Genomic DNA, 17,013 nt, shown 5'->3' with positions numbered 1-17,013 from the left:
TAAGGCGCACACCATTCGTTAGAGGCTGGAGCACCAGAGTAAGTTCTCTTCTCTTGTTGCACTCAAAATGGGTTTTGAGTTCGCTTTACTTCACTTAAAGGCGGACACTTTATACCACGAAAAGGGCTGAATGCGTATAAACTCGCATCCAGCCCTTTTCTCTTATTGAGATCACATCAATACGGCATTGTTCTGCCATCGGAATGTCCTGTGTTCCTATGACTCCTTTATTCCCGCTGCAACCCGCATGATACTTCCTAATCTATTACTGAACTTTCAATCGGATCACGTTCCACGATGCTTTGGCCAGGCTTGCCGTGATCAATGTATCCGATACCTCTGCATCACCACGATTATGCGGAGCGACGCGATTCGGCTGTGCGGCAGTATTGGCTGCTTTCAGATCATCACTCTCCAGCACAATATGCTCAATCAAGCGGCATTTCCCGAAGCTGCGCAGATCCACTTCAAGCGGAAGTGATTCTTCCAGATGACGGTTTACAGCGAAAACAGTCACTTCACCCTGCTCTTCGTTATGCACCGCAATGCCCTCCAGATAAGGAACATCCGTAATTTGTTTGGTGTCATATTTCGGTGACTGGATCAACGGCACAAGTGCTGTTCCACGTCCAAACACGGAAGCATGCATGAACGGATAGAAGATCGTCTGTCTCCACGCTGCACCACCATTATCCGTCATGATTGGAGCGATAACGTTGACGAGCTGTGCTAAACACGCCATTTTGACACGGTCCGCATGTTTTAGCATGCTGATCAGCATACAACCCACAAGCAGTGCATCTTCATGGTTGTATACATCCTCCAGCTGAGGCGGAGCAATCTGCCATGGGTCCATCTTCTTGTCACTTTCATTGGAGTGGTACCATACATTCCACTCATCGAAGGACAGATACATCGTTTTTTTGCTGCGTTTCTTCGCTTTGATATAATCGCAAGTCGCTTTCACCGTATCAATGAAACGATCCATCTCCAATGAGCGTGCAAGGAAGGTTGGTGTGTCATTCTCCTGATTGCCGTAATACTGATGTAGAGATAGATATTCAACATGATCATACGTATGATCCAGCACCGTTGCTTCCCATTCCGGGAAGGATGGCATACCCAGGGATGAACTTCCGCAAGCGACCAGCTCAATCGTTGGATCTGTCCACTTCATTACTTTTGCGGCTTCGAGTGCAATCCGTCCATATTCTTCTGCTGTTTTGTGACCAATCTGCCACGGACCGTCCATTTCGTTGCCAAGACACCAGGTTTTGATAGCGTGAGGCTCCTTGTATCCATGTTTAATACGCAAATCACTATAATAGGAACCTTCCGGATGATTGCTGTACTCCACGATGTTGCGGGCTGCGTCTACTCCCCGTGTTCCCAAATTGACTGCCATCATCACTTCCGAATTCGCCTGTTTCGACCAATCCACGAATTCGTTGAACCCGAATTCATTGGTCTCGATGGTTCTCCAGGCCAATTCAAGTCTGCGTTTTCGTTCAGACACAGGCCCAACGGAATCCTCCCAATTGTAACCGGATACAAAGTTCCCTCCTGGGTAACGTACAATCGGAACCTGCAGCTCCTTGACCATCTCCAGCACATCGGTACGGAAGCCCTGGTCGTTAGCGGAAGGATGCCCCGGTTCATATATTCCACCGTATACGGCACGTCCCAGATGTTCAATAAATGAACCGTATAAACGTTTGTCGACTACACCAATTGTGAAATCCTTGTCTACCGTCATTTTTGCTTTTTCCATCGTGAAGTTCAGCCCCTTAAGATTAATATAAAAATTAATTGATAATCTATGGATCAACGTTCATATTTATATTAAAATCGATTATGGCACCAATTTCAACATGAATTTTGCAAAATGTTATTCTTTTAACTGGATTTATGTTTAACTTAATTCTATAAAAATAATTGATATGAGTTTGTCTCGTTATTCACACGTGCACGAAGAGGACAGAAAAAACCTGTAGAAGCGCAGCTGTCGCCTTTATCACCGGATTTTCCCATTATATGAGGAATCAAAAAAATCCGGGGATAACAGCGATCGGAAGGTTATTCTGTCAGCGTAGTGGACTCGTGTGAATAACACTTAAATCAACTCATATTACTGGAGGAACAGATGTGATCAGAGCAAATACCGATACAGAATGGCTGCCCCTATACGAGGCACTCGCGAGTGAGGTCCGTCTGCAGATTATCAGGCTTGTTGCGGAGAACCCAATGAACGTGAAGGACATTGCCGCCTCACTCGGCCTGAGCAGTGCCATCGTAACCATGCATGTTCGCAAGCTTCAGGATGTGGGCATCATTCAATCCAAAATGATTCGCAAGGACGGCGGCACGCACAAAATGAACAGCCTGGCCGTCGACTGGATTGGCATCTCCATGCCACAAGAAACGGGAGCCTCCCGCAAGCTTCATGAAGTGGCAATCCCTGTCGGGCATTACACCCATTTTGATGTGTATCCAACTTGTGGCCTGGCTACGTCCAATCAGGTCATTGGACAGTATGATGACCCACGCTATTTTCTGGATCCCGAGCGGATGCATGCCCATATTCTCTGGTTTGGACGTGGATTCGTGGAATACAAGATTCCAAACTATATCTTGTCCGGCCAACAAATCAGCGCCATTGAATTATCACTTGAGATCGGCTCAGAGGCACCTTCAGTCAACCCGAACTGGCCTTCGGATATTACCTTTATGCTCAATGGAATTCATCTCGGTGAATGGACAAGTCCTGGAGATTCGGGAAATGGACGCGGCATGTTCACCCCGGAATGGTGGAGCGACAGTGTCAATCAATATGGCATGCTCAAGGTGCTGCGAATTACGCATGAGGGCACATTTATTGATGGACAGCATATGTCCGAAGTTACGCTTGCGGATATTCCCGTAGAACGGAACCAGTGGACATTACGCCTCTCCGTGGAGGAAGATGCGCAGCATGTTGGCGGGCTAACATTGTATGGTCAGGGATTCGGCAACTATGATCAGGATATTCTTTTCCGCCTTTATTATCAGGACTGAATGAACAACAAAAAGAACCTTCTATCCCGCCGCAGAGGCAGAGATGGAAGGTTCCTTTATATGTTTTCCAGGTGTTTCAGGCTTGTATTATACGTACGACTTAGAGCGCACTTCCACCAAACAGGAAACGGTACTCCCAGTGTTTGCCGGAGATATCGCTGATTGTTACACCGCCGCCAGCGTTGGAATACGTGTGAAGGATTTTGCCGTCACCCAGATAAATTCCCGTGTGGGTAATGGTCGCAGTGGATTTGTTCACACTGGAGTATGATGATGCCGATGTGCCTTTATAGGACATAAAGTACATCAGATCACCGCGTTTCAGATTTTTCCAATTGGTCTGAACGGTTCCATTAGCTTTCACATATGCTCCTTGCTTACGTGAATCGGACGGAAGCTTGATTCCGAGTGCATCAATAAATGCCTGACGTACAAAGCTTGAACAGTCGAACGTAGCTGTACTGGTACGACTAGCACCAAACTCGTAGGGTGTCCCCCAATATTTCATGCCTGCCGCAATCACTTTCTCCACAGAAGCACTGCCTGTAACAGATGTACTGCTTGATCCCGATCCGCTTGTGCTGCCACTTCCTGTGGTCGTGTTGCCTTTTACGGCTTGTGTATATTTTGAAGAAGAAGATATGTACCCTGTCCGGTTGCCAGAATCCTTAACTTTATACCAGCCTGAGCCGGATTTTTGAGTTATCGTAACCGTTTCCCCTTTTGGAACCAAACGAACGATGCTTGCGGAAGAAGAGGGTGATGTACGCAGGTTTACTCCCCAGATGACTTTAACTTTTGAATTCTCAACTGCGGCTGCCGATACCGGTGCCGTTAATGCTCCTGTTGTCAGACTTCCCATCAGCATCGTTGCTGTTACACTCGCAGTAATGATCTTGCTTTTCCAGTTCATGATGTCGTGTTCCCCCTGATGTTACAGAATTTTAACCTGGCCTCATTTGCCGGGCTTGCCCCATTGTAAAACGGGCTGTCCATAACGATCATCAGTCCAAAGTCCTGTATTCAATCTGGCAGGCTTGAGCACTAAGAATCAGGGAAACATCTCACACCAGTTGGCTAAAACTACCGTAAATCACTTCTTTTTCAAAGGTTAAATTATTGTAACTATTTGCTGGGCTTCGTTTTACGCACAAAAGAAACATAAGCCACCCCTCACTCAGGATATAAGTCATATGACCTACATTTTAATATTTAAATTCTATATATGGTAAACATTACTATGATTCATTTTCTGAATCAGCTGCTTACCTGAAGAACTTAAACGCCTCCAACATGCAAAAAGCCGGAGATTTCTCCCCGGCTGTACTCTGTTTCATTACGAATCGATTATGGCTCAATACCCCAAGCATTGACTCCGCCAATATAAGCGGTCACCTTGTTCCAAGCGCTAAAGGCCGTTTTAGAAGCATCGAAAGAGTAGTCATTGGTCTGATCAAAATTCGTCCAGTTGTTCTTCGAGAAACGACCCTGAATAATTCCCGTCTCCGCCCCCGCTGCCAGACTGCCTGCCCCGGATTTGAAACCAATCTCCAGAACCGTATCCGCTGTCCCTTTTGCCGGATCTACCGTCACAAAATGAGCTTCAACGTTGGCACTGCCAATCTGAGCGTAATCACACCAGAAACTCAGATCGGATGCACTATCCTTCGTAAAGTAATACCGCACCTTCACCTGGCTCAGATCCACTGCTGTCGTGCCTGTGTTCTTGACATTGAACTGCGGGGTCACCGCATTGCCTGACGTTCCTGAACCGCCATTGCGGTATTGCACTTCAAGTGCACCTGTTGTTACAGGAGGTGCTGTTGGGGTCACCGTCACGACATTGGACAAGGTCTGCCCGCTTGCATTTACTGCCACCACTCGGTAATTGTATGCAGTACCGTTCACTGCCGTGGCATCGGTGTACGTTAGTGCCGTCAGTCCTGTAGCCAGATCGTCGTAGGCTCCACCTGCTACCGAGCGTTGTACCTTGTAACTTGCAGCTCCGGTCGATGCGGTCCAAGTTAGCGCAGCCTGATTATTGCCTGCCGTTCCCGTAAGGGTTAACACTCCCGGTATGGACGTTCCCGTTTGCGGAGTAGCAAATGCTTGAGCAGACGACGCCGATTCACCTGCCGTATTCACTGCGGTCACCACATAATAGTACGTAATGCCATTGGTCAGTCCTGTATCCGCGAAGGTCGAACCGGTTACCCCCGTTGCTACGGAAGTATACGGGCCACCGTTCACCTCTGCACGTTTTACCGTGTAAGAAGTCGCACCGGATACAGCATTCCAGTTCAGAACAGCCTGCTCACTGCCTGCTGCCGCTGTCAGCCCCGCCGGAGCTGCTGGCACTTGGATCACTGGACCTCCTGCGTCCCCGAGGAGACGATCATATTCGCCATATGCCGTAGCCATATCCACCTGTGACCAGAAGCGGTGATACGTAAAGGTTGGTGCGCCATTTTCCCATTTTTTCGTTGTTGGATTATAAGATGTTTTGTACAGATTATCCAGATAAGCCCATGCCGGATCTTGCTTGATGGCCGGCCGCAGGTCAGCGTAGCCAATATATACGCCATTCCCCCCCTTGGCTGGATCGGAAGGTACACCTGCCGTGCCCGGAATGGTGTTGCCCTGTCCGAAGGTTCCCGTCCAGTTCGCCGGAATGTAAATCTCTTTGGCAAAGAAGCGGAAGTAGTCTTTACGAACTTCTTCGGTCACGATCCCCACACCATCATTGTAATCCCATGCTGTATTCAGCAGTTTCTCGGCCATATTTTTGGCTTCCTGTCCTTTGTTACTGAGCATGCCGCTTTCTGCTTGAGTCCCCGCAGCAAAGAACGTCAATGCTTTGATATAGCTCCCCAGCACACCTGTATCCTGAGCAGGATCTTTGGTAACCACATGGAAATTCGGATTGTTCGTAAAGGAACTGAACCCATTCCACTTGTCCGGCTGCCCCTGCCATTCCTGGCTGCCTGGAATCCAGAATTCACCTGGTGCAGGTGTAGTGGCAACCTGTGCGTTGGTACCGCCAAGAATCCGTTGGCCTGCCGCATTCAAATAATATCCTTGTGCATCCGTTACCGGACGCTCATCGACGAATACATAATCCTTGGCCCAGTCTACCCACTTGGTAATGACTTTTTTGGCCATCTGGAAGTTCTCGGAGCTGAGGTCTTCGCTCTCGGCAAGAATGTAATACATCTCCGCTACACGTTCCAGCGACCAGGCTTGGAATCCAAACCACGTGTTGGAGTCGGGATCTCGATATACCGGAGCTTCCTGATAAGCCATGTCGTAGAACGTACTGGTTCCGGCAGGATACGCTTTGTAGGAGCCATCAAAACTGTTCGTCGCTCCGCCGCCAATCGCTCCTTCGTGAGACTGTAACCAGGTGTAGAATTCCAATTGGCGCTTCAGCGATGCATTCCAATCTGCCTTGGCTGTTGTCGATTTTGGAATCAGGCCACCTGCCGGATCAGACAAGGCATAAGCTGCCACCGGATTCTGGTATGCCTGATGTGTATGACTGGCGCCAATCCGCCAAGCCCAGTTGCCCCCCTCGCCAAGTCCACCTCCCCATGAGGTATACCACGCCATGAGATACATATTGGAGTCTTTGCCCGTACCGGCCGTCGGTGTGCCGTTCTTGGCACTTCCGATCTTCTGGAAGTACTTGTCGTGCATCCCATAGCGCAGATAGTCACCCATCTTCTTCGCTTTATCCAGATACGCTGTATTGGTGTAGCCCATCTCCTTCGCCCAATACAGTACCTGCACTGCACGTGCGTCAGCATCCGTTGCGTTGGTATAACGCCACTGGGCTGCCGGTGCCTGGGTTTCCTTGGTGAACAGGCTCATGAAACCTTCACCCGTTTTGCCAAACGTTTTATTGTCCTGAGACGGATGTGGAATGGCTTCCCATACGGACTCTTGCTCTCCACGCTGGAACGTATTCACGTAAGCCGCTGTATGATTCGGATTCAGCAGATTACCATACCCGTACCAGTTATCCACATCCAGCAGCCAGTGCATCAGGTACGTCTGATTGTTGCCGTAGGAAGCTTTCAGCTCGGCATCCAGTGGGTCTTTCCCGGCTGCATATTGCCCGTTAATAGCTGAAGGATATTGATCCGGAAAAGGTTTTTCCGCTGCATAAGTGGCCGGGCTGTTCGGATTGTAATAACTCATCGTAGGCTGCTCTTCCTTGCCGTCGCCTTCATTGACAGGGATGATGTATTTCTCCATGCTGTCCCAAGCCGCTTCCAGTTTGGACCAATCGCCCGTATAGTGACCGTACATCGTTTCCAGCCAGAGCCAGTAACTGTACGCCTCGGATGTCGTCATGTGCCCATAATCCGGTGCCTCACTCATCAGCGTTTCAATGGAATGATAGGGAATGCCCTCTGGAGAAAAATAACCGTTTGCCGGATCTTTCAGCTGATCATATAATTGCAAAAACCGCGCTTCATTGATTCCGTCCGCCTGAGCATCAACGGTCTGCTCCTCGGCATAAGCCGTTTGGGGACCTGCCCACAAACCGGTGTACCCGGTCAGCATAACGGTCCCTGCAAGCATGGCAGACAAGCTTTTTTTGGCAGCTGATTTCAACATGTATATCCCTCCCTGGAATGGTGAATTCAATTTGAATCACTCTGGGTCTGCGCATGCTGTTGATCTGATTTGTTATATTGATCTACCTTTAACGTTACGGCTCTATGCCCCAGACCTTCGTACCTCCCTGATATCCCGTTATCTGATTCCAGGCAGTGAAAGCCGTCTTGGTTGCATCATAGGAATAGTCGTTGCTCTGATCGAAATTGCTCCAATTGTTCTTGGAAAAGCGCCCCTGGATCACGCCTGTCTCCGCTCCGGCAGCCAGGCTGCCAGCCCCGGATTTGAAGCTGATCTCCAGAACCGTATCCGCTGTACCCTTTGCCGGAGTCAGCGTGACAAATTTGCCTTCAATATTGGCACTGCCGATCTGGGCATAATCACACCAGAAGGTCAGATCTCCAGTGCCGTCCTTCGTAAAATAATACCGCAGCTTCACAGTACTCAAATCGATCGGCTGAGTCCCTGTGTTTTTCAAATTAAACTGTGGAGTCACCGCATTGCCGGAAGCACCTGATCCTCCATTACGATACTGCACCTCAAGCGTGCCTGTCGTTGCCGGAGGCACATTCGGTGTCAACGTCACGATATTGGACAACGTCTGTCCGCTCGCATTCACCGCGGCGATTCGATAACTGTACGCCGTGCCATTTACCGCTGTTGCATCGGTGTAATTCAGCACTGCCAACCCAGTTGCCACATCGGCATATGCGTCGCCCACAACGGAGCGCTGTACCTTATAAGTCTCAGCTCCCGTTGCTGCCGTCCAGGTCAGAATCGACTGGGCATTACCTGCCGTACCGCTTAATGTCAGTGCGCCAGGCAACGATGTTCCAGCATGCGGCGTGGCAGAGACTTGTGCAGATCCGGGCGATTCCCCTGCTGAATTCACAGCCGTCACCACATAATAATAGGTTCTTCCATTCGTCAGCCCAGTGTTCGTGTATGTCAATCCATGTACACCTGTCGCGACAGAAGTATATGGCCCCCCATTCACCTCGGCACGCTTTACGGTGTACGATTCTGCCCCAGGCGATGCTCCCCAGTTCAGGATGACCTGAGCATTCCCCGATACAGCCTGCACCCCCGAAGGTGCAATAGGTGTGACGACTGGTGTGACACCGGGCTCCTGGCCGTATATCCGTATTCCGGCATCGTAGACCGGAAGATATGTGCTCTTCGCCACATTGCCTGTGCCCAAGCCCTGGAATGAATGATCATTATTCGCATTCCACGTGCCTTCCGGGCCGGTAATGCGGAACTGAACCTCTTTGCGATAATGACCTTCCCCGCCTGGATAGATCTTAGTCCCAGTAAAGTCCGCAGTAACAGCGTAAATTCGTTTTCCTGCATCAACCACAACCGGTTGGGATACAGTCCCTCCCTCGGCATATGCGGTTGTAACATGGACATCGGAAACGGTATATCCTGCAGCGTAAACTTCACTCAGATCCACGAAATAGCGAAAGGACAACTTATCCCCCATTCGGGCAGGCCAACCCGAACGGTTGTTCAGTTGAGCCTTGATTTCCGTGTAATTGGAACCGGACGCCTTCACGGCAGCTTCAACAAATAGCTCATCCGTCTTCACTTCGGGAGCCGGGAAATTCGCAATGGGCTGATCATTCTGGCCGAACAGCAGATTCATTTTGGCTAACGCGCCTGTAAAGCCTGCATTGTAATCGGTTGCCACCTCATTGCTGACATAGTCACCAATAGAATCGGTATAAGCATCCGAGGCATCCGGTCCACCAACCATCGCGCCGTACAACGTGTGACGATGCTCTGAAGGTACATTTTCATTGTTCGTCCATGAACTGTGGGAGGTACGGTGATGTGGGTGTTTAGGCGGATTCTGTCCATAACCGACCACATAGCTGCTCTGGCGAGGATTATCCCCCAGAATATAGTTCATTTGAGAGACTGCAAAATCCTGATACCTTGCTTTCTTCACCGGATCACTGACCCAGTCGGAATACACAAAAGCAATAAAGGATGCATTCGCTGCATAACGGAGCGATCCCCATGTATCAAGCCAGGCAAGCCCGCCCGGTGTATACTTGATTCGTTGTCCATTCGTGCCTATGGACCAATAATCCAGATTGCGTTCTGTTGATTGAATGAACCGTGTCGCTTCTGGCATGTTCAGACTCGACGTAATACGAGCCAATAGAATCTGGGCACCGTAATGTTTGTCATCCCAGCCTTGGGTCCATGTATAAGCCCAATTCCCGCTCTGTCCATCCGCCTGCCACAGATTCGCCGTAGCAATCGCCTTGGACAAGTAAGCGCTATCATTTGTCGCCATATATAACCATGTTGCAGCCCAGGCGAGTTCATCATAGTAACCTGTCCATGAATTGTAGAACGATTGGGCATCTGTAATGCAATCCGAATATTTACCTCGATACGTATCGGCAAAGCTGTACAGCTCCTTGGCATGCTGGAGCAGCTTGTTGGCATACGCCGGGTCACTATCCCGGAACACGATGGATGAAGAAGCGAGTGCCGCTGCGGTTTCTCCCGCAAGCTCACTTCCCGGACAGGATGCATCAATCTTAAATGCAGGACGACTCATTTGCATCACTTCAGCCGGTCCCCACCAGGCATGGTCCGTATTGCCCGCTCCGACCTGTCCCCATAATTCATTTGGTTTCGTGTGCGCTTTCACAAAATAATCTGTCGCCCATTTCAAATTATCCTTAATTTCTTCCAATTGTCCTGCCTGTTCATACCCTTCGCGGTATTCCACAACAGACCAGGCAAGCATCGTAGCAGAATAGGCCATAGGCAGGCCGAATTTCACATGATCTCCAGCATCGTACCACCCTCCGGTCAAATCAACCCCAACATCCGCTCCGTCATTTAATCCGGAATCACCACGCCATTCCACCCGGTTGTCTTCCGGCAATTTCCCTGAACGCTGGGTTTCATAGAAATAAACCGCCTTCTGCAATGCTTCCGCATAGTTATGATTCCCGGCAGCCGCATCTGCCTTGCCATTCCATGCCTGTATGGATGTACTTCCTGCCAGTAGCCCTGTCGATAACGCGAGAATAGCGACTCGTCTCCACCAGCTTCCCTTCATCTTCAACCATTCATCTCCTTTTACAATTCGGTATCTCGTCATTTTCCAATTACACTGATGTAATGACCCGCTCCTTTCTATGGTGTGACTCCATGTATTTCCACCATTAATTACCATTATAGTCTTTTGTTTCAGTTGCAATATCAGCGCTGGTGACTTCTGAAATAACATTGTTGTGACATGTTTGGGGAGTGATATGACAAAAAAAGACTGTTTCTCATATCGCATGAACGCGATATGAGAAACAGTCCTGATAATTCGTATCACCCTTGGTACAGGCTGAATTATAATCAATTCCATTATTCAGTCTGAACACCCGTCTTTTGGATCGTTTACACTCTGAATTTGTTGATTTGCTCCTGCAACTCTTCTGCCATTTTGGACAAAGAGCCCGCGGATGAAGCAATCTCTTCCATTGAAGCCAGCTGCTGCTGGGTTGCGGCAGATACATTATGCACGCCACCTGCTGCTTCTCCAGCTATGTTGGAGATCTGATCCACGTAACCTACAACTTCATTCGTACTTGCTGACATTTCCTCCGAACCTGCGGATACTTCCTGAATTTCACCAGCAACCTTGTTCACTACGTTTGAAATCTGCTCAAATGCTTGTCCTGCCGCGGTTACAATCTCAATTCCGGCCTCCGTTTCATTGCTGTTCACTTTCACAGCCTGCACGGCATGATCCGTATCCTTTTGAATTAATTGCACAAGATCCGTAATCCGTTGTGCAGATGTAGAAGACTCCTCTGCCAGCTTCCGCACTTCTCCAGCTACGACCGCAAAACCACGCCCGTGCTCCCCTGCACGTGCCGCTTCAATCGCTGCATTCAATGCAAGAAGATTGGTCTGACGAGCAATATTGTTGATAACCTCGGTAATGGTACCAATCTCTGCGGAACGTTCTCCCAACCCTGTAACCAGTTCTGTCAGCGAGGCAATGGAATTACGAACAGAACCCATCTGTTCAACAGCCTGCTGAATAATCATATTTCCTTCGGCAGACTGATTCGCTGCATCAACAGCAGATACGGATACACTTTGAGCAAGCTCGGCAATTTGTTCCGAACCAAGAGCCATTTCACTCATCGCCTGGGAAGAACGCTTCACCATATCTACTTGATCGGATGTACCCACGGCCAATTCTTCAACCGTTTCGGAGATCTGTTCCGATGCTCTGGTGTTCTGTTCTGCACTTGCCAGAAGTTCTTCCGAGGAAGCAGCTACCTGTTCGGATGTCATCGATACAGATTGAATCATCTCCCGCAGGTTGCCTGTCATCGTATTGAAGGAATCAGCCAGCGTTCCCAGTTCATCCTTGTTCTTGAGCACGATCTTCTCACTAGTCAGATCCCCACCTGCAATCAACATCGCCGCTGCATTCATCTTCTGAATTGGACGTGAGATGATGCTTGCAATGAAGAAGGCAATAAACATAGCCATCAGAAAAGCAACAATGGTTACTCCCAAAATAATATTAAATGCTTTTTTGGCCAGATCAACCGATGCATTCGTAGCCGAATCTGATCCTTCATTCCCCATTACAATCAATTGGGCAATGGTATCGTTGGCTGAATACCATAATGAATAAGCCGCAGTGTGTAGTTTGCTGGCTTCGTTGTAATTGTTATTCAAGCCTAATTCAATGAATGCGGGCATTTTTGCGATATAGTCCTCGTAGTTCGTACTGAACTCATTGTAAAGTTTCATTGCCTCTGCATTGTTTTCAATGAAGACTAGCAGCTGTTTACGTTCATCCTCAATCTTGACCAGGAGCTGTTCCAGAGATTCATTCAGCTTGGCAGTTTCATTTTCATCCTGTTCAACAATGATGGCCAGAGCAAGCCGCTCCACATCGGATATGTCCCCATTCATCTGGCCCAACAAAGATACACTGGGCATCCATGTCTTGTCCACATCATCGGCTTTGTTTGACATACCATGGATTTGGGTGAGCGCATATATGCTGACAAAAACAAGCAACGCCACAACCATTAAAAATCCAGTCAGTAACTTCATCCGAATTGTAAATCTAAACTTCCCCATCATTTTTCCCCGCGAACCTTTCATATTCCCCACTCCTTAGCTTTAGCGCATAACTAATATAATATATCGACACCTAACGTCATGAATTGTAGATATCCGAATTCGATTTTCAGAAATTTCATGTAACTCCGAAATTAACGCAAAAAAAGCCCCAACTCTTTGGCTATGCCAAGGAACTTGGGACTCTATACGAATGTACCTCTCATCTCAAACATATACGTTCCAGAACTAACGAAACACCCGCCGATGAATGTTAATGAAAAAATCGGGAATCGACTTGGTATAATTACGCGTAGCAATCAGGATTACACTGACCAGACTACCCAGAATGAATCCGCCCAGAATATCCCCAGGGTAATGTACACCTACGTAGACACGCGAGACTCCTGTCAACACAGCAAGCAACAGCATCCATGCTCCGAATCGTCGACCGATAAAAAACGAAGCAGCAGCTAGCGCGAATACAAAGGAAGCATGTTTACTTGGAAAAGATGGATCTGGCACATGCGGAACCAGTTGATTCACGGTGCCTTCCACGAACGGCCTTGGATGACCTACCGCAGGTGAAATTCCCCATTTTGCCAGACCCAGCGCTATTATCGAGGCTACACACGCATAAAACACAATTCGTTGTTTAGACGGATTACCAAGAAACCACACAATCACTAGCAGTCCTATCATAACCCAAACCGCATATTCAGCAGATGTAATCATAAACCAGTCCAGAAACGGAATTCGGTCTGCAAACTGGTTGATCCAATTAAATACAGATTGATTCATAACAGTCGTTTAATACCTCCATTACACAAAACACGATTATTTTTTACATAATAAATATACACTAACTATTTGTCAAACATATCGCTTGGTAGCCGAACTTTCGAAATCAAAGAGGACAATTCTCTTACTTTTTGTTAAACTAGTTTGGGTTACATAATAGTTCATTCATAGAAAGGTGAAGATTATGCTTAAGAAATGGTTATGGGGGACCTCCCTAACCCTGGCACTCGCCATAGCGGGTGTCATTGTATATTACGGATACTCGATCGTTCATTTTGCCAATAGCATCTCAACCGCTTCGGACACCTCCTCTTCTGACAAAAACAAAAATACAGACACCCCAACTACCCCTGTTCCCAAATGGGAAGGGAAGGAACGAGTTAACATTTTGCTGCTTGGAGGTGACACCAGAGGAGATGATCCGGGCCGTTCAGACTCAGTCATGGTCGCGTCCATTGATCCGGTATCCAAGAAAGCCCATCTCTTCTCTATACTGCGGGATACATATGTTGAGATTCCTGGACATGGCAAGAGCAGACTCAATGCAGCCTTCTCCTACGGTGGAGCGGAATTAACCAAACAAACGGTCGGTGACTTGCTCGGCATCCCTATTCAGCATTACGTGTATACCGATTTTATCGGATTCATGGCGCTGGTTGATGCTGTGGACGGGATCGACATTGATGTGGAGAAAGACATGTATTATACCAGCAAAGCAGATAAACATATGTACGATATTGACCTCAAAAAAGGACTTCAGCATATGGATGGCAAGACTGCCCTGCAGTATGTCCGGTTCCGGCACGATGCCACCTCGGACTTTACGCGTACCGAACGGCAGCGGATTTTCATGACTGAGCTGGCCAAGAAGATGCAAAGCACCACTTCGCTCTTCAAAATCCCTGAAATATTGGAAGCTGTCGCTCCATATATCGAGACAGACCTCAGTCCAACACAAATGTTAAAACTGGCTTCGCTCGGATTTGATATTAATGTGAATGAAATTGATAAACAGCAGATTCCTCCTAACAAGCTGCTAACCAATGAGCTTGCAGGTTCTGCTCAGGTACTCGGTGTGAATAAACCGAAACTCCAGGCGTACATTCAGAATCTGTTTGAGGAAGATGCCAAATCTTCAGAGGATGATTCAACGAAGGTACAGGACTTGAACTGAATTAAATGAAAATGAAGCAATGATAGCATAGGCTAATTTGATTAAAAGACGGCGAACGCCGTCTTTTTTTGTACCTATTTCCCCCATTTAATGCAGCCTTAATGTTCAGCATGTACCCTTAAATGATGAATTCCGGTTACAGAAGGAGGATTACACGTGAATAAACCGCGAATCGTGGAATGGACACAACTGCGCGGCCTTGCATTTCTCGCCATTGTGATGCAGCATAACATCGCGGAATATATATATCGCGCCGATATTGAACAACCTGATTCCGTCATGCTGACCATGATTTATCATCTGACTCGTTTTGGTACGCCGACATTCGTCTTTCTGGCTGGTGTAATGCTCTTCTACCATCACAGTCACACCAAACCGGATTACCCCCGGTTTATCCGCAAACGGTTTGGTGATATCTATGTGCCCTTTGTGGTATGGACGTTCATCTACTGGTTGTTTGTCCGGGTATTTACCCCTGAGTTCTGGCTTTCGGGTATGCCGGACTTCCGTAGTCTCGTTCGGGAACTGTTCCTCCCCCAGACGGCATATCATCTGTGGTTTGTGATTATGGTGTTTCAGTTCTATATTTTGTTCCCCCTGTTTCTTAAGGGAGCAAAGTTCATTCAAAGACGTATTGAAAAAGTTACTCTTTTCACACCGATGCAATCGATTATTATGTTGGTTCTCATTGGAATGGCATTATACACATTGCTTATGAAATGGTCCTACTACGACATGGCAGGATGGACAGCATCTCTGCCACAGCCCTGGGCAGGCCTGCTTCAGTATCGTTCCTATTCATGGGTTATGTACTGGTTCTACTTTTTGCTGGGTGCAGTATGTGCGTGGTCCGTGGATAGCTGGAGGGGTTGGACTGCGAGGGCATTGCCCTGGATGATCTGTCTGTTTATCGGAATGTACATCTGGCTTGGATACGATGTGCTGCGGGGGTCAGGGGATGTCGTTAACCTGAATATCTCAACCTATCTGAAACCGACGACATTCATTATCATCATGGCTCAGATGTTTATGTTCTATGGGTTCCTGGTACTGCTGCGAGGCAAAGATACCCCATTTCAGCGTCTCCTGACGTGGATTGGCCGATATTCGTTTGGAGGCTATCTTGTTCATGCACTGGTTCTATACTGCATCGCGTATATTACCCGGCCACTTATGCTTACCGGATGGCATCTGCCCGTAACGTTGTTGTCGTTTCTCGTCACCGTGGCGACGGCTCTTGCCATCAGCTGGGGACTTTCCAAACTTCCGGGTTCTCGCTTTACCGTAGGATTACAACGGAAGAAGCGCCCAGGCCGTCGCTTGCATCATGCTGTTATTCCGGGCACGGGCAGAACAAGTTCACCCGAGCGCAATCCGTCAGCCAGCGCCAATCGCAGTCCGGAAACCAGCCAGTCTTAGTCGTATAGAAAAAGCGTCTCCCTTGAGGAAGACGCTCTTTTTTACTTCACTTCTGTAGAAGCGGATTTTCCGGGTACAGGTTCGTGAGGACCAGGGGCTTGGAGTACATTGCCCTTCTGGTTAACGAATCTTTTCAGGTCACCTGTCAATTGCTCCTTCAGCTTGTCAACCAGCTGCGTTTCGCTGATGCCTTTTGCCTGGGCAATCTCAGCCAGGGACTTCCCGCTCTGAAGCTGCTGATGGAGCTGCTCCGGGGTGATGCCGATAAAGCGGGCAATAGCGCCCTTGTCCATCATTGGACGTCTGTTACCATGGTGAGCAAAATCACGTCTTAATTCCCGCAGTGGTGTATTGATTACCTTTTTCAGCTTGGTATCCATACCCGCTTTGGCTGCTGCTGCCTGCTCCTTCGTGAGACAGCCTTCTTCGGCTGCTTTATCCAATCGCTGAGAGAGGGAAGGCTTCAGCTTCTCCAACAATTGATCTTCACTAAGTCCCTTGCGTTCCTTGGCAATCTGAGTCAGCGTTTTGCCAAGCTCCATCTGTTCCTTTAAATCCCGGAGCCCAATGCCGAGCAAATCTGCGGTTTCTCCAATCATAAACAGGCCGTGACCTGCCTGCATGCATGGCTTGGTCTGATTCGTGGAGGAGGATGGTGTCGACACATGATCTTCAACAGATCCATTTGGATCAGCGAATGCCGTATAGCCGGTTGCTGCTGTTATAAATACGGCTGCCAGTCCGGCCGCCATCCATTTCTTCCAATGGTATTTCATTTCTCTTCTTCCTTTCGTATGTCAAAATCCTGTGCTTTCTTAGTTTGAGCCTAA

At 48.2% G+C, this 17,013-nt stretch carries 10 protein-coding genes; 3 read left to right on the top strand and 7 right to left on the bottom strand.

What is annotated here, in order from left to right:
* Window positions 1-265: 265 nt before the first annotated feature.
* Window positions 266-1,771: an arabinosylfuranosidase ArfA gene (arfA, locus tag P5G61_RS03700; protein WP_301244610.1), complete on the bottom strand. Its 1,506-nt coding sequence runs from the start codon at window positions 1,769-1,771 to the stop codon at window positions 266-268.
* A gap of 374 nt (window positions 1,772-2,145) precedes the next feature.
* On the opposite strand from arfA, the gene P5G61_RS03695 reads away from it, so the two are divergent.
* Window positions 2,146-3,054 (top strand): ArsR/SmtB family transcription factor, encoded by a 909-nt coding sequence (locus P5G61_RS03695; RefSeq protein WP_301244608.1) that lies wholly within the window; start codon window positions 2,146-2,148, stop codon window positions 3,052-3,054.
* 100 nt (window positions 3,055-3,154) lie between these two features.
* Here P5G61_RS03695 and P5G61_RS03690 read toward each other — a convergent pair whose 3' ends face one another.
* From P5G61_RS03690 to P5G61_RS03670, 5 genes are all read right to left on the bottom strand, one after another.
* Window positions 3,155-3,967 carry a C40 family peptidase gene (locus P5G61_RS03690; RefSeq protein ID WP_301244606.1) on the bottom strand — a complete coding sequence of 271 codons (813 nt, stop codon included), beginning with the start codon at window positions 3,965-3,967 and terminating at the stop codon, window positions 3,155-3,157.
* 434 nt (window positions 3,968-4,401) lie between these two features.
* Window positions 4,402-7,677: a glycoside hydrolase family 48 protein gene (locus tag P5G61_RS03685; RefSeq protein WP_301244604.1), complete on the bottom strand. Its 3,276-nt coding sequence runs from the start codon at window positions 7,675-7,677 to the stop codon at window positions 4,402-4,404.
* A 94-nt stretch (window positions 7,678-7,771) separates the two neighbouring features.
* Window positions 7,772-10,765, bottom strand: coding sequence for a glycoside hydrolase family 9 protein (locus P5G61_RS03680; protein ID WP_301245218.1), 2,994 nt, complete (start codon window positions 10,763-10,765; stop codon window positions 7,772-7,774).
* Window positions 10,766-11,097: 332 nt separating this feature from the next.
* A complete protein-coding gene (locus tag P5G61_RS03675) occupies window positions 11,098-12,834 on the bottom strand; it encodes a methyl-accepting chemotaxis protein (protein ID WP_301244602.1) in 1,737 nt (578 codons plus the stop codon).
* A gap of 204 nt (window positions 12,835-13,038) precedes the next feature.
* Entirely contained in the window at window positions 13,039-13,590 is a 552-nt protein-coding gene (locus P5G61_RS03670) for an undecaprenyl-diphosphatase (protein WP_301244600.1), read from the bottom strand.
* Between the two features lie 184 nt (window positions 13,591-13,774).
* Here P5G61_RS03670 and P5G61_RS03665 point away from each other — a divergent pair, with 184 nt between their 5' ends.
* Together P5G61_RS03665 and P5G61_RS03660 are read left to right on the top strand one after the other, a co-directional pair.
* Window positions 13,775-14,764 (top strand): LCP family protein, encoded by a 990-nt coding sequence (locus P5G61_RS03665; protein WP_301244598.1) that lies wholly within the window; start codon window positions 13,775-13,777, stop codon window positions 14,762-14,764.
* A 156-nt stretch (window positions 14,765-14,920) separates the two neighbouring features.
* The gene (locus tag P5G61_RS03660) at window positions 14,921-16,183 is read left to right on the top strand and encodes an acyltransferase (RefSeq protein WP_301244596.1); all 1,263 of its coding nucleotides are present in this window, start codon (window positions 14,921-14,923) and stop codon (window positions 16,181-16,183) included.
* A 41-nt stretch (window positions 16,184-16,224) separates the two neighbouring features.
* Here P5G61_RS03660 and P5G61_RS03655 read toward each other — a convergent pair whose 3' ends face one another.
* On the bottom strand, window positions 16,225-16,959 hold the full coding sequence (locus P5G61_RS03655) for a hypothetical protein (RefSeq protein WP_301244594.1): 735 nt from the start codon (window positions 16,957-16,959) through the stop codon (window positions 16,225-16,227).
* Window positions 16,960-17,013 lie beyond the last annotated feature (54 nt).

It is taken from the genome of Paenibacillus vandeheii, from assembly GCF_030433635.1.
Lineage (GTDB): Bacteria > Bacillota > Bacilli > Paenibacillales > Paenibacillaceae > Paenibacillus > Paenibacillus vandeheii.
The sequence above is the reverse complement of the archived record's forward strand: the minus strand, read 5'-3'. Positions and strand labels throughout refer to the sequence as shown.

Excerpts from the sequence above, each read along its gene's own strand:
- P5G61_RS03655 (WP_301244594.1), bottom strand. The coding sequence starts at position 16,959 with ATGAAATACCATTGGAAGAAATGGATGGCGGCCGGACTGGCAGCCGTA.
- P5G61_RS03665 (WP_301244598.1), top strand. The coding sequence starts at position 13,775 with ATGCTTAAGAAATGGTTATGGGGGACCTCCCTAACCCTGGCACTCGCC.
- P5G61_RS03670 (WP_301244600.1), bottom strand. The coding sequence starts at position 13,590 with ATGAATCAATCTGTATTTAATTGGATCAACCAGTTTGCAGACCGAATT.
- arfA (WP_301244610.1), bottom strand. The coding sequence starts at position 1,771 with ATGGAAAAAGCAAAAATGACGGTAGACAAGGATTTCACAATTGGTGTA.
- P5G61_RS03690 (WP_301244606.1), bottom strand. The coding sequence starts at position 3,967 with ATGAACTGGAAAAGCAAGATCATTACTGCGAGTGTAACAGCAACGATG.
- P5G61_RS03675 (WP_301244602.1), bottom strand. The coding sequence starts at position 12,834 with ATGAAAGGTTCGCGGGGAAAAATGATGGGGAAGTTTAGATTTACAATT.
- P5G61_RS03680 (WP_301245218.1), bottom strand. The coding sequence starts at position 10,765 with ATGAAGGGAAGCTGGTGGAGACGAGTCGCTATTCTCGCGTTATCGACA.
- P5G61_RS03685 (WP_301244604.1), bottom strand. The coding sequence starts at position 7,677 with ATGTTGAAATCAGCTGCCAAAAAAAGCTTGTCTGCCATGCTTGCAGGG.